A 16,974-nucleotide genomic window follows, 5' to 3' on the forward strand; every position below is an offset into this window, starting at 1 on the left:
CAGGCGATAGGTGCCCAGTCCAACCAGTTGCCCGGCCCTCACAGAGCGCGTCCCCGGGCGCTGAGCGCAAGGTTCCTCCCGGGAAACAGGAGGGATCCGGTCGGGTAACACCGGCCCCGCAGTCTCTCTTTCATGAGGACACAGAGCGGGAACACGGCGCGTGTGGTGGTGATCGGCGCCGGGATGGCGGGCGCACGGCTCGCCGCCCGGGTCCCCGGTGTCACCGTCATCGGCGAGGAGGAGCACGCACCGTACAACAGGGTGCTGCTCGCCGAGGTACTTGCCGGACGGTACGAGCCGGACGTCATCGCGCTGCCGCCCGCCGAGGTGCGGCGCGGGGTGCGGGTCGTACGGATCGACCGGGCCGACCGGCTGGTGCACTGCGACGACGGCAGCGTCATCGGGTACGAGCGACTGGTGCTGGCCACCGGCTCCAACCCGGTGCTGCCGCCTCTGCGGGGCCTCGGCCACATGCTGCCGGACGGGGTGCATCCCTTCCGCACCCTCGACGACTGCCTGGCCCTGCGCGCGGCGGTACGTCCCGGCGTTCGCGCCGTCGTCATCGGCGGCGGGCTCCTCGGGGTCTCCGCGGCCCGTGCGCTGGCCGAGTGCGGCGCCCAGGTGGTGCTGGCCCAGCAGGGCGAGCACCTCATGGAGCGGCAGCTGGACGCCGAGTCTGCCGGGCTGCTGCAGCGCCACCTGGAGTCCCTCGGGGTCGAGGTGCACACCGAGTGCCGGGTACGCGGCCTGCGCTGCACCGATGGGGCGATCCCCGCGGTGCGCGCCGTGGAGCTCGCCGACGGCTACGAGCTGGAGGCCGAGATCACGGTGCTGGCCTGCGGGGTCCGCCCCAGGACGGGCCTGGCGCAGGCTGCCGGACTCGACGTCCGCAAGGGTGTCGTCGTCGACGACGAGCTGCGCACCTCGGACCCGTACATCCACGCGGTCGGCGACTGCGCCGAGCACCGCGGCACCGTGTACGGGCTGGCGGGCGCCGCGCTCGAACAGGCGGACGTGCTGGCCGGGGTACTGGCCGGAGAGTCCGCCCGCTACGAGGGCACCAGGGCCCTGACCCGGCTCACCCTGCGCTCCCCCGCTGCCGTCCCTGTCGCCGCCGGTGTCGCCGGTGCCCCGGGCGGTCTCGACCTGGCCGCCTTCGGTGACTCCCGCCCGATGCCCGGCGACGACGTGATCCGGCTGGCCGACGCCACCCGGGGCGCGTACCGCACGGTCGTCGTCCGGGGCGACCGGCTCGCCGGCGGGGTGCTCTTCGGCGATCTCGCCGCGGTCGGCACCCTCGCCCGGACCTGGCAGGACGACGAACCCCTCCCCGCCGACATGTCCCTGCTCCACCTGCTCACCAACGACGGAGGCTTCTGATGCCGGTGTCCACTCCCCCGACCGCCCCCACCGCAGGCGTGCCGACGATCGTGGTCGTCGGGCACGGCATGGTCGGCCAGCGGTTCCTGGAAGCGCTCGCCGACCGAGGGCTGACGGCCGCCGAGGGCACGGCCCGGGTCGTCGTGCTCTGCGAGGAGCCCCGCCCCGCCTATGACCGGGTGCAGCTGACCTCGTACTTCTCCGGGAAGACGCCGGAGGACCTCTCGCTCGTCGAGCCGGACTTCATGGCGCGGCACGGCATGGAGCTGCACGTGGGCGACCCGGCGGAGAGCGTCGACCGCGAGGCGCGCACGGTCACCGCGCGCTCCGGGCAGACCTTCTCGTACGACACGCTGGTGCTGGCCACCGGCTCGTACCCGTTCGTACCGCCGGTTCCGGGCAAGGACACCGAGGGCTGTTTCGTCTACCGCACCATCGAGGACCTCCTCGCGATCGAGGAGTACGCGAAGACCGCGACGACCGGCGCGGTGGTCGGCGGCGGGCTGCTCGGCCTGGAGGCCGCCGGCGCACTGAAGGGCCTCGGACTCAGCACACACGTCGTGGAGTTCGCGCCCCGGCTGATGCCGGTCCAGGTCGACGACGGCGGTGGCGCCGCGCTGCTGCGCACCATCGAGAACATGGGCCTCTCCGTCCACACGGGTGTCGGCACCCAGGAGGTCACCGCGGGCGAGGACGGCCGGGTCAACGGCATGTCGCTCTCCGACGGCTCCTCGCTCGCCACCGACCTCGTGGTCTTCTCCGCCGGTGTACGCCCCCGGGACCAGCTGGCCCGCGACTGCGGCCTGGCGGTAGGCCCGCGCGGCGGCATCATCGTCGACGAGGAGTGCCGCACCTCGGACAGCGCCGTCTTCGCGATCGGTGAGTGCGCGCTGGCCTCGGACGGCCGGGTGTACGGGCTGGTGGCGCCGGGTTACGAGATGGCGGTCGCGGTCGCCGAGGTGGTCGCGGGCAACGCGGCCTCGTTCACCGGCGCCGACCTGTCGACGAAGCTGAAGCTGCTCGGTGTGGACGTCGCCTCGTTCGGCGACGCGCACGGCGCGGCCGAGGGCTGCCTCGACGTGGTCTACTCCGACTCCCGCTCGGGTGTCTACAAGAAGCTGGTGATCGGCCGGGACGGCACGCTGCTCGGCGGCGTCCTGGTCGGGGATGCCGACCAGTACGGCACACTGCGGCCGATGACCGGCACGGTCCTGCCGGTCGCCCCGGAGCAGCTGGTGCTGCCGGCCGGCGCGGGCGGCCCGGTCACGCTCGGCCCGTCCTCACTGCCCGACGAGGCCGTGATCTGCTCCTGCCACAACGTGACCAAGGGCGCGATCTGCGAGCACACCACGCTGCCCGAGGTGAAGAAGTGCACCAAGGCGGGTACGGGCTGCGGAAGCTGCGTCAAGGTCATCGGACAGCTGCTGCCGCAGCCCGAGGACCAGGGGCTGTGCGGCTGCTTCGAGTACACCCGCAGCGAGCTGTACGAGATCGTCCGCACCCTGGGTGTCACGTCGTACGCCGGCCTGCTGGACTCGCACGGCCGCGAGGAGGCCAAGGGCGGGGACGGCTGCGAGGTCTGCAAGCCGACGGTCGGTTCGATCATCGCCTCGCTGGCGCCGACGGTCGGTGCGAGCGGCTACGTCCTGGACGGCGAGCAGGCGGCCCTCCAGGACACCAACGACCACTTCCTGGCCAACCTCCAGCGCAACGGCTCCTACTCGATCGTGCCGCGCATCCCGGGTGGTGAGATCACCCCGGAGAAGCTGATCGTGATCGGTGAGGTGGCCCGGGACTTCGGCCTCTACACGAAGATCACCGGTGGCCAGCGGATCGACCTGTTCGGCGCCCGCGTCGACCAGCTGCCGCTGATCTGGACCCGCCTCGTGGACGCCGGCTTCGAGTCGGGTCACGCGTACGGGAAGTCGCTGCGCACGGTCAAGTCCTGCGTGGGGCAGACCTGGTGCCGCTACGGCGTGCAGGACTCGGTGAAGATGGCGATCGATCTGGAGCTGCGCTACCGGGGTCTGCGCTCGCCGCACAAGCTGAAGTCGGCGGTCTCGGGCTGTGCCCGCGAGTGCGCGGAGGCCCGCGGCAAGGACTTCGGGATCATCGCCACGGCGCAGGGCTGGAACCTGTACGTCGGCGGCAACGGCGGCGCCACACCGCGTCACGCGGACCTGCTGGCCCAGGACCTGTCAGACGCCGAACTGGTGCGTCTCATCGACCGGTTCCTGATGTTCTACATCCGTACGGCGGACCGGCTGGAGCGCACCTCGACCTGGCTGGACCGGATCGAGGGCGGCCTGGACCACGTACGGGACGTCGTCGTCCACGACTCGCTGGGGCTGTGCGACGAGCTGGAGCGGCTGATGGCCGACCACGTCCGCGGCTACCGCGACGAGTGGGCCGAGACCATCAACGACCCGGAGCGGCTGCGCCGCTTCGTCACCTTCGTCAACGCCCCCGACGCACCCGACCCCTCGGTGAAGTTCGTCCCGGAGCGCGACCAGGTCAAGCCCGACCTGGACATTCTCGCGGGTCCCGTGCTTGCCATCCGTACTCTTGAAGGGACTTCTTCCTGATGACGACCCAGACGATGGAAACGGCGCAGGACACCCGGACGATCCAGCTCGCGGACGGGGACGGCTGGCTCACGGTCTGCGACCGCGAGCTGCTGACGCCGGGGCGCGGGGTGGCGGCCCTCCTCCCGGACGGCCGGCAGGTCGCGCTGTTCGTGGACCGGGCGGGGCGCGCGTACGCGATCGACAACCGCGATCCGTTCACCGGTGCGTACGTCCTCTCCCGGGGCCTGGTCGGCTCGGCGGGCGGGCGGCCGTTCGTGGCCTCGCCGCTGCTGAAGCAGCGCTTCGACCTGGAGACGGGCGCCTGCCTGGACGACGACGAGGTCACCGTGCCGGTCTTCGCGGTCCGCGCCGACTGATCCCGGCCCGTTCACCGCACGTTGACGCTCCGTCAATTGCGTACCTCTACTGTCCTGACGTTCGACCCGCCGGGCCGACCGGACCGGCGGGCCCTCACGTCACCCGTGGAGTGATCGTGGAACGTCGGACCTTCTTGCGCACAGCGGTGATCGGGACATCGGCGGCGGCCTTCGGCGGCACCCTGTGGCGGGGTGCCGCCTTCGCCGACCCCGCCCAGCCGGCCGCCGGCCCCTACGGCGCGCTGCAGGCCGCCAACAGCAACGGCATCCTGCTGCCGAGCGGCTTCACCAGCAGAATCGTCGCCCGCTCGGGACAGACCGTCCCCGGCACCTCCTACGCCTGGCACAGCGCACCCGACGGAGGTGCCACGTACGCCGACGGCAGCGGCTGGATCTACGTCTCCAACGCCGAGGTCTCCTCCGGCAGCGGCGGCGGGGCGAGCGCGGTGCGCTTCAACTCCTCCGGGACCGTCACCAACGCCTACCGGATCCTGTCCGGCACGAACAACAACTGTGCGGGCGGCAGGACCCCGTGGAACACCTGGCTGTCCTGTGAGGAGGTCAGCCGCGGATTCGTCTACGAGACGGACCCCTGGGGCGTGAACGCGGCCGTCCAGCGGCCCGCCCTGGGCCGTTTCAAGCACGAGGCGGCCGCTGCCGACCCCGACCACGGGTACATCTACCTCACCGAGGACGAGACGGACGGCCGCTTCTACCGCTTCCGCCCCACCACCTGGGGCAATCTGTCCGCCGGCACCCTGCAGGTCCTGGTGGCGGGCACCGGCACCTCGGGGCCGGTGACCTGGACCACGGTCCCCGACCCGGACGGCTCGCCCACCCTGACCCGCTACCAGGTCTCCGGTGCCAAGGTGTTCAACGGCGGCGAGGGCTGCTTCTACGCGGCGGGCACCTGCTGGTTCACCACCAAGGGCGACAACCGGGTGTGGGCGTACGACGCGAACGCCTCCAGCCTCTCGCTCGCCTACGACGACTCGCTCGTCACCGGCGGCGGCGCCCCGCTCACCGGCGTCGACAACGTCACCCGCTCCGACTCGGGTGACCTGTATGTCGCCGAGGACGGCGGGAACCTGGAGATCTGCCTGATCACCCCGGACGACACCGTCGCCCCGTTCCTGCGGATCAGCGGCCAGTCCGGCTCGGAGATCACCGGCCCGGCCTTCTCCCCGGACGGCACCCGGCTCTACTTCTCCTCGCAGCGCGGGACCAGCGGGAGCTCGTCCGGTGGCATCACGTACGAGGTCACGGGGCCGTTCCGCAGCTGAGCCAGGCCACAGCCTCACGGCGCCGGTTCCGGTGCCGTGAGGCCGGCCGAGCGGCCATCAGGCCTGGCCGTCGCCCTCGGCCGCCGCCGGGTCCATCCACACGACCTCCCAGATGTGGTGGTCCGGGTCCTGGAAGGAACGGCCGTACATGAAGCCCATGTCCATGGGCTCGTTGGCCGCAGACCCGCCCGCGGCGAGCGCGGCGTCGGCCATCTCGTCGACCTCGGCCCTGCTGTCCGCGCTCAGGGCGAGGAGGACCTCCGTCGTCTTCCCTGCGTCGGCGATCTCCTTCTTGGTGAACTCCTTGAAGCGCGGCTCGCTGATGAGCATGGCGAAGATCGTGTCGCTGATGACCAGACAGGCCGTCGTCTCGTCGCTGAACTTCGGGTTGAAGCCGAAGCCGAGCTTCCCGAAGAAGTTCTTCGTCGTCTCCAGGTCCTTGACCGGCAGGTTCACGAAGATCATCTGAGGCATGGTTCCCACTCTTCCGTCCCGGCACTTCGCGTGCTCCGTGGCGCTGCGTTCGAGCGCTGTCGAGAGGTAGACCGCAGAGCCCCGCCGAATTCATCGCTCGCAGGAGGATTCCTCCCTGGGCGACCGCCCGTCGCCCTCGACGGCTCCGGGGACGCCGGACCCGTCAGGACATGGCGAGCGGGGCGCCGCCCCTGAGCAGCGAGGCGCCCAGCGGGGTGAGGGTGTGCAGGACCGAGCTGCCGTGGCGCAGGGTCAGGAGCAGGCCGGCCTCGCGCAGCACGCAGGCGTGCTGGCTCGCCGAGGCCAGGGACACTCCGGTCCTGCGTGCCAGCTCGCTCGTCGTGCAGCCGTTGCCGACGGCCCGAAGGACTGCGGAGCGGGTGTGCCCGACGAGCCGCCCCAGCCAGGGGCCGGGCTCGGCGAAGGCCGGGGCACCGCGGTGGGTGACCGGATAGACGAGGACCGGCGGAAGGTGCGGGTCCCGGTAGACGACGGGGCTGCCGCGGCAGAAGAACGAAGGCTGCAGGAGCAGGCCCCGCCCGTCCAGATGCAGCTCACGGTCCACGGGGTAGTCCGCCTCGAGCACGGGCTCCCGCCAGCGGATCATGGGCGGCAGGGTGGAGAGGAGTTCGTCCGTGCCGCCGTCCAGCAGGGCCCGGCCCCGGATGGCCCGGTCGGCCTCGACGCTCGCCTGTACGTGCGGCCAGTACGGCTCGACGGTGGCGCGGTGGTAGCTGCGCAGGGCGGCTATGAGGCGCCCCAGTGGCTCCGTACGCCCCTCGGCGAGCGCGTCCAGCAGGGCCGCGGGTGATCCCCCGCCCCGGGGTGACCGCTGGAGGCGGGGGCGGTTTCCGGCCAGCAGCGCCAGATCGCCGTGGAGGCGCTCCACGGGGGTGTCGCGCAGTGCCTCCATTCCCGCGTCCAGGCCGAGAGGCTCGGCACCTTCCTGGGAAGGCGTCAGGAAGTCGGGGAAATAGCCGCGGAGCGGAACGACTGCGGAGAGCAGGCGCGTTTCGCCGTTCAACCGGGTCCGGGATTCCGAGCGCCATTTCCCGAACACCGTGGAACCCCTCCGGTCCCTCAGTCGGTGAAAACTGAGAATGGTTTCCCACATTGCGTCCGGCCTCGTGGCCATCCGCACTCTGGAAAGGTCCTCTCCGGACACATGGATACGCAGCACCGAACCCCCACCTGTTGCAACCGCAATCGCCCCCACCGAAGGGTATGCATATCGTCACACGACGTCACCACGGGGTTTCGGCCACAGTTGAAACGTCTCGCCCGCATCCTCGTCAACCGAAAAGCTGTACGACGTCGGGTACGCATCCGGCGTCACCGAAAGAGCGGGTGAGGGCCGTGGGGGGCTTTGCCTGTTCGGCGGCGGTGTACGACGGTGCGGCTCCGTACCCGACGGGGGTAGCCGGGTGCGGTCCATGGGTGGGGATCCATGGACCGCACCCCGGTCCGTTCGGCAGAGAATTTGCGCACCGAACGGAGAAAAGCAACAACCCTCAATGGTTCGCAATTCAATTGACGAAGCGGCGGCACCCCCGCACAGGGTGCCGCCGCTTCCGGGTTTTCCGGAGCCGCCGTCGGATCGGGTGAGGGTAGGGATGATCCGCCGGCAGCCCCGGAGTCGTGGTCGCAGGGTGTCGGTCGGCCGCCGGGTGTCGGTCGGCCGCCGACGGGATCAGCGGCTGTCGCTGCCCTTCGAACCGGCAGCGGCGCGGCCCGCCTCCAGCCTCGCCACCGGGATACGGAACGGCGAGCAGGAAACGTAGTCCAGGCCCACCTCGTGGAAGAAGTGCACCGACTCGGGGTCACCGCCGTGCTCGCCGCAGACACCGAGCTTGAGGTCGGGCCGGGTGGCCAGGCCGGCCTCCACGGCGCTGCGTACGAGCGCACCGACGCCGTCCTTGTCGATCGTCTCGAACGGCGACACCCCGAAGATGCCCTTCTCCAGGTACGCGGTGAAGAACGAGGCCTCCACGTCGTCGCGGGAGAAGCCCCACACCGTCTGGGTGAGGTCGTTCGTACCGAAGGAGAAGAACTGCGCGGCCTCGGCGATCTGGCCCGCGGTCAGCGCGGCGCGCGGCAGCTCGATCATGGTGCCGATGGTGAGCTTCAGCGCGGTGCCGGTGGCGGCCTCGACCTCGGCGATGACGCGGTCGGCCTCCTCGCGGACGATCTCCAGCTCCTGGACCGTGCCGACGAGCGGGATCATGATCTCGGGGCGGGGGTCGCCCTTGGCGTTCTTGCGGTGCGCCGCGGCCTCGGCGATCGCACGGACCTGCATCGCGAACAGACCGGGGATGACCAGGCCGAGGCGGACGCCGCGCAGGCCCAGCATCGGGTTCTGCTCGTGCAGCTTGTGCACGGCCTGCAGGAGGCGCAGGTCGTTCTCGTTGGCGTCCTTGCGGGACTCGGCGAGCGCGACCCGCACGGAGAGCTCCGTGATGTCGGGCAGGAACTCGTGCAGCGGCGGGTCGAGGAGCCGTACGGTGACGGGCAGCCCGTCCATCGACTCGAACAGCTCGATGAAGTCGGCCTTCTGCAGCGGCAGCAGGGCGGCCAGCGCGGTCTCGCGCTCGTCGTCGGTGTCCGCGAGGATCAGCTTCTCGACCATCTCGCGGCGCTCGCCGAGGAACATGTGCTCCGTGCGGCACAGGCCGATGCCCTGGGCGCCGAAGCGGCGGGCCCGCAGCGCGTCCTCGGCGTTGTCGGCGTTGGCCCGTACGCGCAGCCTGCGTACTCGGTCCGCGTACGCCATGATCCGGTGCACGGCGGCGACCAGCTCGTCGGCGTCGTCGGCGCCCGCGTGCATCCGGCCCTCGAAGTACTCGACGACGGGGGACGGCACGACGGGGACCTCACCGAGGTAGACCTTGCCGGTGGAGCCGTCGACCGAGACGACGTCGCCCTCCTCCACGACGGTGTCACCGACCGTCAGCCTGCGGCGCTTGGTGTCGACCTCGATCTCCTCGGCGCCGCAGACACAGGTCTTGCCCATGCCGCGTGCGACGACGGCGGCGTGCGAGGTCTTGCCGCCGCGCGAGGTGAGGATGCCTTCGGCAGCGATCATGCCGTCGAGGTCGTCGGGGTTGGTCTCCCGGCGGATGAGGATGACCTTCTCGCCGGACCGCGACCACTTGACGGCGGTGTACGAGTCGAAGACGGCCTTTCCGACGGCCGCACCCGGGGACGCGGCGATGCCACGGCCCAGGAGCTTGGTGCTGGCCTCGTCGTCGAAGCGCGGGAACATCAGCTGCGCGAGCTGTGCTCCGTTGACGCGCTGGAGCGCCTCGGCCTCGTCGATGAGGCCCTGGTCGACGAGCTGGGTGGCGATCCGGAAGGCGGCACCGGCGGTGCGCTTGCCGACCCGGGTCTGGAGCATCCAGAGCTGACCGCGCTCGATGGTGAACTCGATGTCGCAGAGATCCTTGTAGTGGGTCTCCAGCGTCTCCATGATCTTCATCAGCTGGTCGTACGACGCCTTGTCGATCGACTCCAGCTCGGCGAGCGGCACCGTGTTACGGATGCCGGCCACGACGTCCTCGCCCTGCGCGTTCTGCAGGTAGTCGCCGTACACGCCCTGGTGGCCGCTGGCCGGGTCACGGGTGAAGGCGACGCCCGTACCGGAGTCGGGGCCCAGGTTGCCGAAGACCATCGAGCAGATGTTGACGGCCGTGCCGAGGTCGCCGGGGATGCGCTCCTGGCGGCGGTAGAGCTTCGCCCGGTCCGTGTTCCACGAGTCGAAGACGGCCTTTATGGCCAGGTCCATCTGCTCGCGCGGGTCCTGCGGGAAGTCGCGTCCGGCATCCCGGGTGACGATCTTCTTGAACTGCTTGACCAGCTTCTTCAGGTCGGCCGCGTCGAGGTCCACGTCGACGGTGACGCCCTTGGCCTCCTTCGCCGCCTCCAGGGCCTCCTCGAAGAGGTCGCCGTCGACCCCGAGGACCGTCTTGCCGAACATCTGGATGAGGCGGCGGTACGAGTCCCAGGCGAAGCGCTCGTCGCCCGACTGGGCGGTGAGCCCGACGACCGATGCGTCGGAGAGGCCGATGTTGAGGACCGTGTCCATCATGCCCGGCATCGAGAACTTGGCGCCGGAGCGGACGGAGACCAGCAGCGGGTCGTCGGCCTGGCCGAGATTCTTGCCCATCTGCTTCTCGAGCGCCGCGAGGTGTGCACCGACCTCGTCGCGCAGCGCGGCAGGCTCGTCACCACTGTCGAGGTAGACCTTGCACGCCTCGGTGGTGATGGTGAAGCCCGGCGGGACCGGCAGTCCGAGATTGGTCATCTCGGCGAGGTTGGCGCCCTTGCCGCCCAGAAGGTCCTTGAGCTCCTTGTTGCCCTCGGTGAAGTCGTAGACGAACTTCTGGCGATCTTTGTTTTCCGACACGGGTCTCGACTCCTCGAGGACGCGGTGGCTGCCCTGACGGCGAGGAACATACCCAGATCGAAGGTGTCTGGGTACGTCCACTTGCGCGTCATGAGGTCTCAACCACCCGTCCGCCAGCAGATCGAAAGTGGTGCATGCGGTCAACCGATCGAGACCCCGAGTTCACTTACTGAACTCATCACTACCCAGAGCGCCCGGAAATCGCCCACTTTTCGACAGAGAGTAGCGAATGCGTCGATCGATCAAAGCAAAGTCGACTGGCACCCAGTGCCATCATTTGAGAAGTACAGCATGCGGAAGGGTGCTCATCTGAGCCACTTACCCCTCAAGGGTGGCGAGAATCACGCCCTTGGGCCCGCTCAGATGTCACTATCCGGACGCCGCAAAGACAGCGAACCGTTACCCAGCGATCACCTATGTTCCGCGGAGCGTGAACACGAACTCCCGATGGACCGCACACACACTCACCCCACCCCGAATCAGGCCGGATCACGCACAAAAGCCCGCTCAAAAGAGCGGGCCCTGATTGGGGCACTCCGTGCCCCTGTACAGCCGCGGGGCTCAGCCCCCGGAGGTGTCCAGCTCCGCCTCGGCGCTCACGCCCGCGCAGTCGTACGGGTCCTTGAGCCAGCCGTCCGGCAGCGCCACGCGGTTGTTGCCGGACGTACGCCCACGAGGGCCGTCCGCACCGTCCGGCCACGGCTGGTCCAGCTCCAGCTCCTGCAGCTGCCCGCCCAGCTCCTCCAGCGAGGAGGTGACCGCGAGCTTCCTGCGCATCTCCGAGCCGACCGCGAAGCCCTTGAGGTACCAGGCCACGTGCTTACGGAAGTCGATCACACCGCGGGTCTCGTCGCCGATCCACTCCCCCAGCAGCGTCGCGTGGCGCAGCATGACGTCCGCGACCTCGCGCAGGGCGGGCGCCTGCCTGGTCTCCGTACCCTCGAAGGCGCTGACCAGGTCGCCGAAGAGCCAGGGCCGCCCCAGGCAGCCGCGGCCGACGACCACGCCGTCGCAGCCCGTCTCGCGCATCATCCGCAGGGCGTCGTCCGCGCACCAGATGTCGCCGTTGCCGAGGACAGGGATCTCGGGGACGTGTTCCTTGAGGCGGCCGATGGCGTCCCAGTCGGCGGTGCCGCCGTAGTGCTGGGCGGTGGTCCTGCCGTGCAGGGCGACGGCCGTGATGCCTTCCTCGACGGCGATGCGGCCCGCGTCGAGGTAGGTCATGTGGTCGTCGTCGATGCCCTTGCGCATCTTGATGGTGACCGGCAGATCGCCCGCGCCCGCCACGGCCTCGCGGAGGATCGCACGCAGCAGGGGCCGCTTGTACGGGAGCGCGGAGCCGCCGCCCTTGCGGGTGACCTTGGGGACGGGGCAGCCGAAGTTGAGGTCGATGTGGTCGGCGAGGTTCTCGTCGACGATCATCCGGACCGCCTTGCCGACGGTGACCGGGTCCACTCCGTACAGCTGGATGGAGCGCGGGGTCTCGCTCGCGTCGAAGTGGATGAGCTGCATGGTCTTCTCGTTGCGCTCGACCAGCGCCCGGGTGGTGATCATCTCGCTGACGAACAGCCCCTTGCCGCCGGAGAACTCACGGCACAGGGTGCGGAACGGCGCGTTGGTGATGCCGGCCATGGGGGCGAGCACGACCGGCGGCTGCACGGTGTGCGGGCCGATCCGGAGCAGCGGGAGGGCAGGGGCGAGCGTGGTCATCCATCCATTGTCGCGTACGCCGGACGGGGCTCGGGATCCCGTCCGCTCAGGCTCCCACGGGAGACAGGTCCAGCAGGCGTTCGAGCCCTTGCCGGGACTCCTCGTCGGCGGGGACGTACGTCACCAGGCGGGGGCCCGCCGAGGGACCGAGCCAGAGGTCGGTGTGGTCGAGGCGGAGCAGCCCCACCCGGGCGTTACGGAACAGCTTGGTCCGCCCTCCGGGGCCCACGACCTCGTGCCGGGCCCAGATCTCGCCGAACTCCGGGGAGGCGGCCTCCAGGCGGCTCAGCAGCGTTTTCCAGGCCGGCTCGGCCAGGTGTTCCGCCATGGCACCGCGGAACTTGGCCGCCATCACCCGGCGCATCTCCGCCAGGTCGACCACGGAGGCGCGCCAGTCCTCGTTGGTGTAGGCGAGGAGCATGCAGTTGCGGTCCTCGGGAGCGACGGCGTCCAGGTCGCACAGCAGCCGCCCGTAGGTGCGGTTGTAGGCGAGGATGTCGTACCTGCTGTTCTGGACGCACGCCGGGAAGGGTTCCAGCTGCGTGAGCAGTGCTTCGAGGGCCGGGGTGACTCCGGCGCATCGGGAGCCCGGTGCGGGGTCGACGGCGCCGGCGAGGGCGAAGAGGTGGGAGCGCTCGCTGGGATCCAGCAGCAGTGCGCGGGCCAGCGCGTCGAGGACCTGGGGGGACACGTGGATGTCGCGGGCCTGCTCCAGCCACGTGTACCAGGTGACTCCGACGGCGGAGAGCTGTGCCACCTCTTCACGGCGCAGACCGGGGGTGCGCCTGCGGGGGCCGCGGGGCAGGCCTGCCTGCTCGGGAGTGATCCGCTCGCGGCGGCTGCGCAGGAACCCGGCGAGTTCGTGCCGCCTGATGTCGGTCTCGGGAGCCTCGGTCACCATCGTCGTCATACCCCCAGCGTGCCGAACGGCCCGGCTGTCTGCCAGGTGCTCCTGGTACCAGGATAAAGACACTCTGGTACCAGGCTGGGATCAGGTCCATTGTCACTGACGTGAGTGAATCCCCTGTACTGACCAAGACACCCGCCGCCACCGGCGCACCCGTCGTGCGGCACGACCACACCACGCCCGTGCTCGGCACGCTCGGTCTGTTCACCGTGCTGCTCGGCGCGGCACTGCCCCTCATCGACTTCTTCATCGTCAACGTCGCCCTGCCCGCCATCGACCACGACCTGGCCGCGGGCCCCGCCCTGCTGGAGCTGGTCGTCGCCGGCTACGGGCTCTCGTACGCCGTGCTGCTCGTCCTCGGCGGGCGGCTGGGCGACATGGCGGGCAGGCGCAGGCTCTTCCTCATCGGGATGGCGGCCTTCGGGCTCACCTCGCTCGCCTGCGGGCTGGCTCCTGACGCCTGGACGCTCGTCGGGGCCAGGGTGGCGCAGGGGGCCGCCGCGGCGCTGATGCTGCCGCAGGTGCTCGCCACCATCCAGGCCGCCACCGCGGGGCACCGCCGGGCCCGGGCCATGAGCCTGTACGGGGCGACGGCCGGGCTGTCGATGGTCGCCGGGCAGATCCTCGGTGGCGTCCTGGTCTCCGCCGCCCCGCTGTCGTCGGTGTTCGGCGAGAGCGCGGGCTGGCGGTCGGTGTTCCTGGTCAACGTGCCGGTGGCCGCGGTGGGGCTGATCCTGGCCGCCCGCTCCGTGCCGGAGACCCGCTCGGACCGGCCTGCCCCCGTCGACGTACCGGGCACGCTGCTGCTGGCCCTGTCGCTGGTGACGCTGCTGGCCCCGCTGACCGAGGGGCGTGCGGCGGGCTGGCCGCTGTGGACGTGGGTCTCGCTGGGGCTGTTCCCCTTCACCGCGTTCGCCTTCTACCGGGTGGAGCGGCGGGCCGACGCGCGCGGGCAGACCCCGCTGGTGCCGCCGAGCCTGTTGCGGCTGGAATCACTGCGGCGGGGTCTGGCGCTGGTGGTGCCGTTCTCGATCGGCTTCGGCGGCTTCATGTTCGTCATCGCCGTGGCCCTTCAGCAGGGGCTGAGGATGGGCCCGGCAGCGGCGGGACTGTCGCTGGCGCCCATGGCCACGGCCTTCTTCGCGGCCTCGCTGGCCGGCCCCCGGCTGGTACGCCGGTTCGGCAGCCGGGTCGTGACGGCCGGCGGGATCATCCAGGGCGTGGGCGTCACGGTACTGGCGCTCGCCGTGTGGCACGGCTGGCCGGACCTCGGGCTCCTGGGACTGCTGCCGGGTGTCGCGATCGCCGGACTGGGGCAGGGGCTGCAGCTGCCCGTCCTGTTCCGCATCGTGCTCTCCGACGTACCCGCCGAGCGGGCCGGGGTGGGCGGCGGAGTGATGACGACGACCCAGCAGGCCGCGCTGGCACTGGGGGTGGCGACGCTCGGGACGCTGTTCCTCGCGCTGGCCCCGGGTGCGGGGATGCGGGACGCGCTCGTCGTGACGCTGCTGGTGCAGCTGGCGGCGGTCGTGCTGACGACCCTGCTGAGCCTGCGGCTGCCCCGCGCGGTCGGGTGAGAAACGAGGGCGGGCCCGGATCACCGTGGTGATCCGGGCCCGCCGTCGTACCGGTGCGTCAGCTCTGTGCTGCCTGGCCGTCCTGCTGCGAGGAGGCGTCCGCGGAGCCGTCCTCCTGCGCGGAGCCGGAGCCCTCGGCGCGCTCACGCATCTTGCGCACCAGCTCCTGCTTCTGTTCGGCCGCGGTCTGGCGGTCGGCGTTGCGCGCGGGGCCCGCGCCCTGCTGCTCGGCGCGGGACAGCTTCTTGCGCTGTCCGCCCACACCGAGGAGGTTGTTGCGGCTCTTGGCCACGGGGTTCTCCCATTCGTGGTGAGAAGTGAGTCTGAAGAGATCAGGGATCTCAGGGATCGATTCGGTGGGCGACGGACCCTGAGGCCCGTCGCGCTCTCACTCGTAGATCTGGAAGAACGAAGACATACCGAAAAAGGTACCCCGGCCCGGAGCGACTCATCACCCGTTTTTCGGCCGCGGGGCTGGTCCCCGGCTCAGGCGCTCGGGTCGACCGTTGCCTGGTGGGACTCGGCGAGGTGTTCCTCGGCCTTGAGCCACGGCAGGAACTGCGCGCCCTTGCGCCACCCGCAGGTGTCGCAGGTCAGTTGCCTCTGCATCCCCGACTTCCGGACGTGGACGACGTGTTCACGGCCGTGCTGGTCCCATCTGCTGACCTTGCTCGTGGTCATGGACGGCATCCTGGCCTCCTGTGGACGAGTGCGCCCAGTGTGCACGAAGCCCCCGGTTTCCTGGAGGGAACCGGGGGCTTCGTTATGAAGGTGCGTGTGCTCAGCAGCCCAGCAGACGGGAGCCGAGGTAGCCCTGGATCTGATCCAGGGAGACGCGCTCCTGCTTCATGGTGTCGCGCTCACGCACGGTCACCGCGTTGTCGTCGAGGGTGTCGAAGTCGACGGTGACGCAGAACGGCGTGCCGATCTCGTCCTGACGCCGGTAGCGGCGGCCGATGGCGCCCGCGTCGTCGAACTCGATGTTCCAGTTCTTCCGCAGGTCGGTGGCCAGGCTCTTGGCCTTGGGCGACAGCTGCGGGTTGCGGGACAGCGGCAGGACGGCGACCTTGACCGGCGCCAGGCGCGGGTCGAGACGCATCACGGCGCGCTTCTCCATGACGCCCTTGGCGTTGGGCGCCTCGTCCTCGCTGTAGGCGTCGAGGAGGAAGGCCAGCATCGAACGGCCGACACCGGCCGCGGGCTCGATGACGTACGGCGTCCAGCGCTCGCCGGATTCCTGGTCGAAGTACGACAGGTCCGTGCCCGAGGCCTGGGAGTGCGCCTTGAGGTCGTAGTCCGTGCGGTTGGCGACGCCCTCGAGCTCGCCCCACTCGCTGCCGCCGAAGCGGAAGCGGTACTCGATGTCAGCGGTGCGCTTGGAGTAGTGGGAGAGCTTCTCCTTCGGGTGGTCGAACCACCGCATGTTCTCCTCGCGCAGGCCCAGGCCGGTGTACCAGTTCCAGCGCTGCTCCATCCAGTACTCCTGCCACTGCTCGTCCTCGCCCGGCTTGACGAAGAACTCCATCTCCATCTGCTCGAACTCGCGCGTGCGGAAGATGAAGTTGCCCGGAGTGATCTCGTTCCGGAAGGACTTGCCCATCTGCGCGATGCCGAACGGCGGCTTCTTGCGCGAGGTCTGCTGCACCTGACCGAAGTTGGTGAAGATGCCCTGGGCGGTCTCGGGGCGCAGGTAGGCGACGGAGCCGGAGTCCTGGGTCGGGCCGAGGTGTGTGGAGAGAAGGCCCGAGAACTGCTTGGGCTCGGTGAACGTGCCCTTGTTTCCGCAGTTGGGGCAGTTCAGGTCGGCGAGGCCGTTGACGGGCGGCTTGCCGTGCTTCTCCTCGTACGCCTCCTCCAGGTGGTCGGCGCGGTAGCGCTTGTGACAGGAGGTGCACTCGGTGAGCGGGTCGGAGAACGTGGCGACATGGCCGGAGGCAACCCAGACCTCGGGGGCCAGGATGACCGACGAGTCAATACCGACCACGTCCTCGCGTGAAGTGACCATGTAGCGCCACCACTGGCGCTTCAGGTTCTCCTTCAGCTCGACGCCCAGCGGCCCGTAATCCCAGGCGGCCTTCTGCCCGCCGTAGATCTCACTGCAGGGGTAGACGAAGCCACGGCGCTTGCTCAGGCTGACGATGGTGTCGATCTTGTCGGCGGCCACGGTGCTCTCTTCATTGCGACGGCGAGGGATGGCGAATGCTTCAGATTACCGGCGGGCGCACCCCCTGGATCAAATCGGTACGTGGGACAGCGGGCTACGGCCCGCGATCCGGGCATCTCATCGGCCTTGTTGA

13 protein-coding genes are annotated in these 16,974 nt (G+C 70.1%); 5 read left to right on the top strand and 8 right to left on the bottom strand.

The features are described from left to right. Positions 1-132: 132 nt before the first annotated feature. From ACFWBQ_RS33430 to ACFWBQ_RS33445, 4 genes are all read left to right on the top strand, one after another. Entirely contained in the window at positions 133-1,380 is a 1,248-nt protein-coding gene (locus ACFWBQ_RS33430) for an NAD(P)/FAD-dependent oxidoreductase (protein ID WP_385505913.1), read from the top strand. Beyond that, positions 1,380-3,965, top strand: a complete 2,586-nt coding sequence (nirB, locus tag ACFWBQ_RS33435; protein ID WP_385505916.1) for a nitrite reductase large subunit NirB — start codon at positions 1,380-1,382, stop codon at positions 3,963-3,965. Before ACFWBQ_RS33430 ends, nirB begins: the two co-directional genes overlap by 1 nt. Then, complete coding sequence (gene nirD, locus ACFWBQ_RS33440) at positions 3,965-4,324, top strand: nitrite reductase small subunit NirD (protein WP_385505918.1); 360 nt, start codon at positions 3,965-3,967, stop codon at positions 4,322-4,324. Before nirB ends, nirD begins: the two co-directional genes overlap by 1 nt. Positions 4,325-4,440: 116 nt before the next feature. Next, positions 4,441-5,607 carry an alkaline phosphatase PhoX gene (locus ACFWBQ_RS33445; protein ID WP_385505920.1) on the top strand — a complete coding sequence of 389 codons (1,167 nt, stop codon included), beginning with the start codon at positions 4,441-4,443 and terminating at the stop codon, positions 5,605-5,607. A 57-nt stretch (positions 5,608-5,664) separates the two neighbouring features. Here ACFWBQ_RS33445 and ACFWBQ_RS33450 read toward each other — a convergent pair whose 3' ends face one another. From ACFWBQ_RS33450 to ACFWBQ_RS33470, 5 genes are all read right to left on the bottom strand, one after another. After that, complete coding sequence (locus tag ACFWBQ_RS33450; RefSeq protein ID WP_385505921.1) at positions 5,665-6,081, bottom strand: VOC family protein; 417 nt, start codon at positions 6,079-6,081, stop codon at positions 5,665-5,667. A 163-nt stretch (positions 6,082-6,244) separates the two neighbouring features. After that, positions 6,245-7,261: an ArsR/SmtB family transcription factor gene (locus tag ACFWBQ_RS33455; protein ID WP_385505924.1), complete on the bottom strand. Its 1,017-nt coding sequence runs from the start codon at positions 7,259-7,261 to the stop codon at positions 6,245-6,247. A 510-nt stretch (positions 7,262-7,771) separates the two neighbouring features. Then, positions 7,772-10,483: a pyruvate, phosphate dikinase gene (gene ppdK, locus ACFWBQ_RS33460; protein WP_385505927.1), complete on the bottom strand. Its 2,712-nt coding sequence runs from the start codon at positions 10,481-10,483 to the stop codon at positions 7,772-7,774. Between the two features lie 561 nt (positions 10,484-11,044). After that, positions 11,045-12,193: a tRNA dihydrouridine synthase DusB gene (dusB, locus tag ACFWBQ_RS33465; RefSeq protein WP_385505928.1), complete on the bottom strand. Its 1,149-nt coding sequence runs from the start codon at positions 12,191-12,193 to the stop codon at positions 11,045-11,047. Between the two features lie 46 nt (positions 12,194-12,239). Beyond that, the gene (locus ACFWBQ_RS33470) at positions 12,240-13,103 is read right to left on the bottom strand and encodes a helix-turn-helix transcriptional regulator (RefSeq protein WP_385505930.1); all 864 of its coding nucleotides are present in this window, start codon (positions 13,101-13,103) and stop codon (positions 12,240-12,242) included. Positions 13,104-13,204: 101 nt separating this feature from the next. On the opposite strand from ACFWBQ_RS33470, the gene ACFWBQ_RS33475 reads away from it, so the two are divergent. Continuing rightward, the gene (locus ACFWBQ_RS33475) at positions 13,205-14,677 is read left to right on the top strand and encodes an MFS transporter (protein ID WP_385505932.1); all 1,473 of its coding nucleotides are present in this window, start codon (positions 13,205-13,207) and stop codon (positions 14,675-14,677) included. A 58-nt stretch (positions 14,678-14,735) separates the two neighbouring features. Here ACFWBQ_RS33475 and ACFWBQ_RS33480 read toward each other — a convergent pair whose 3' ends face one another. The 3 genes from ACFWBQ_RS33480 to ACFWBQ_RS33490 all read right to left on the bottom strand — a co-directional run bounded on the left by ACFWBQ_RS33480 (position 14,736) and on the right by ACFWBQ_RS33490 (position 16,841). Next, positions 14,736-14,969: a DUF6243 family protein gene (locus tag ACFWBQ_RS33480; RefSeq protein WP_385505936.1), complete on the bottom strand. Its 234-nt coding sequence runs from the start codon at positions 14,967-14,969 to the stop codon at positions 14,736-14,738. A 194-nt stretch (positions 14,970-15,163) separates the two neighbouring features. Next, entirely contained in the window at positions 15,164-15,367 is a 204-nt protein-coding gene (locus tag ACFWBQ_RS33485; protein WP_329211258.1) for a hypothetical protein, read from the bottom strand. Positions 15,368-15,458: 91 nt separating this feature from the next. Continuing rightward, entirely contained in the window at positions 15,459-16,841 is a 1,383-nt protein-coding gene (locus ACFWBQ_RS33490) for a glycine--tRNA ligase (RefSeq protein WP_385505941.1), read from the bottom strand. Between the last annotated feature and the right edge of the window lie 133 nt (positions 16,842-16,974).

Source organism: Streptomyces sp. NPDC060035, from assembly GCF_042736635.1.
Taxonomy (GTDB): Bacteria; Actinomycetota; Actinomycetes; order Streptomycetales; family Streptomycetaceae; genus Streptomyces.

What these genes read in the sequence shown, in the direction of transcription:
- ACFWBQ_RS33430 (WP_385505913.1), top strand. Translation starts at nt 133, where the DNA reads ATGAGGACACAGAGCGGGAACACGGCGCGTGTGGTGGTGATCGGCGCC.
- nirB (WP_385505916.1), top strand. Translation starts at nt 1,380, where the DNA reads ATGCCGGTGTCCACTCCCCCGACCGCCCCCACCGCAGGCGTGCCGACG.
- nirD (WP_385505918.1), top strand. Translation starts at nt 3,965, where the DNA reads ATGACGACCCAGACGATGGAAACGGCGCAGGACACCCGGACGATCCAG.
- ACFWBQ_RS33450 (WP_385505921.1), bottom strand. Translation starts at nt 6,081, where the DNA reads ATGCCTCAGATGATCTTCGTGAACCTGCCGGTCAAGGACCTGGAGACG.
- dusB (WP_385505928.1), bottom strand. Translation starts at nt 12,193, where the DNA reads ATGACCACGCTCGCCCCTGCCCTCCCGCTGCTCCGGATCGGCCCGCAC.
- ACFWBQ_RS33470 (WP_385505930.1), bottom strand. Translation starts at nt 13,103, where the DNA reads ATGACGACGATGGTGACCGAGGCTCCCGAGACCGACATCAGGCGGCAC.
- ACFWBQ_RS33485 (WP_329211258.1), bottom strand. Translation starts at nt 15,367, where the DNA reads ATGCCGTCCATGACCACGAGCAAGGTCAGCAGATGGGACCAGCACGGC.